Raw genomic sequence first — 2102 nt, forward strand, 5'->3', positions numbered from 1 at the left:
AGAAGGAAATACAGAAGAAGATGGTGTATCTATACTTCCATTCTCAATGGACAAATACGCTAAAATAGCTTTAATATTCTTCTTTAGTCAATATATATTCTTAGCATTAATTAATCTTTAGAATTAATCATAAAAAATGAATTAAACTAAACCACTTTTTATTGAATAAAATTAGATAATAATTGTGTGAAATTATAAAGGTTACATCAATGAGTGACCTTTATAATTCACAATGCATAATTCATAATGAAATTGATGTTTTAATACTAGAATTTTGTGTATTATGCAGTGTGAATTATAAAAAAGACTCTTCTATGAGCATTTTGATTAATGAGATTATTTGTAGAATGCTATAGTGGAGAAAAATATAAAAATATCAGGGTTAAAGAGTTTATAATTAGGAGGATATTATGAGTAAATATCAAGCAGCAAAAAAAGTAGTGAGAAGTTATTTTGAGGCTCTAGAGAATTCAGCACCTGAAAATGTGTTAAGTGTGTTAAAAGAATTTACTAGTGAAAATTATTCGTGGAAAGGGGTTTACCCATTTCGTGAACAAAATAGTGTTGAAGATGTAGCAGAGAAGTTTTGGACTCCATTAATGAGTTCAGTAAAGGATATACAACGTCGCCAAGATATCTTTATTGGAGGAACTAACGAAATTAGTGGTGAAGAGTGGGTAATGAGTATGGGTCACTTTATGGGCCTATTTGATTCTGAATGGATGGGAATAAGACCAACAGGAAAAATGATAAGTCTTAGATATGCAGAATTTAGTTGCGTAGAAGATGGCAAAATTACTCAAACAGGAATATTTATTGATATTATTGGATTCATGCTTCAGGCAGGAGTAAATCCATTGCCACCATCAACAGGATCATATTTTGTATATCCAGGTCCAAGAAATCATGATGGACTTCTATTTGAAGATGCTCCAGAAGAAGAAGGCGTTGAAACTTTAAAGCTAGTAAATAAAATGATTGATGATTTAACTGAACTTAATGAAAGTGGAGCAATGGGTTGCCCACCAGAAGTTTTAGAGAAAACATGGTCTAAAAGAATGATTTGGTATGGACCAGGTGGAATTGGAGCAAGTTACACTATTCCTAGATATCAAAAACAACATCAATTACCTTTCAGAAATAATTTAAAAGATAAAAAATTCAATGGTCATGTTTGTCGTTTTGCAGAAGGAAATTTTGCTTGTTTCTTTGGATGGCCAAATTTATCAAATACACCTATTGGTGGATTCTTAGGATTACCTGGGGGAGAAATTCGTGCTGACATGCAGGTAGTAGATGTTTATTGCCGTCAAGGTGACAAACTTTCAGAAAACTGGGTACTTATTGATTTACCATATTGGTTAAAACAACAGGGATTGGATATCTTTGAACGTACTCAACAAATAATGAATCCTACACTATAAATTTTAAAGTACTTGATTTAAACTACAATAAGGTTAAACCACAAAAAGTAAGCTGAACTAAAATACTTTTGTGGTTTAACCATAATATAAATTTTTAGAAGTAATTAATACGTAATTCATATTATAGTTCATTTAATACTATTTGATGATTCTATAAAGATTTCAAGCAAAGAAAACCTTTACAAAAATTTAAAGGTAATGTATACTTGGTTTATAGCTATTGTTTATTAGGTTTTATACACTGGACAGGTGTTATTTTTATATAAAATGACTAGCTAGTCATGATGATTATATAAATGCGATTATCCAGTTATTTTAATGAGAGAAACTGATTGTTCTATGTTTAAGAATATAAAAAGGTATTATTTTTATACAAACCATATTAAATATTAACAAACATTTAATATGGTTAATAGCATAGTTTATAACTACATATCTTATTTTTACGGTTAGTTAAGTACTAAATGACTAGCTAGTCATTTGGTTAGATTACAATAAAAAACTAATTTAAAAATAAATATGTGTCATAAATTTAGAAGAAGGTTAAATATAAAATTATATTATAATTTAACTTTATTCATAAATAAAAAAAGAAAAGGAGAGATTCAAAAATGATTTCAACAATTGATAGTGTCATTATTGTAGTGTATATCTTAGGTATGCTTGTTGTTGGGTATT

At 28.6% G+C, this 2102-nt stretch carries 1 protein-coding gene; it reads left to right on the forward strand.

From position 1 onward, the window contains the following. The first annotated feature begins 410 nt into the window (after positions 1–410). Positions 411–1424, forward strand: coding sequence for a nuclear transport factor 2 family protein (locus tag ACQ3F0_RS26630; protein ID WP_428868852.1), 1014 nt, complete (start codon positions 411–413; stop codon positions 1422–1424). The last annotated feature ends 678 nt before the right edge of the window (positions 1425–2102 follow it).

Origin of the sequence: Clostridium sediminicola, from assembly GCF_050402865.1 — a bacterium.
Taxonomy (GTDB): domain Bacteria; phylum Bacillota; class Clostridia; order Clostridiales; family Clostridiaceae; genus Clostridium_AF; species Clostridium_AF sediminicola.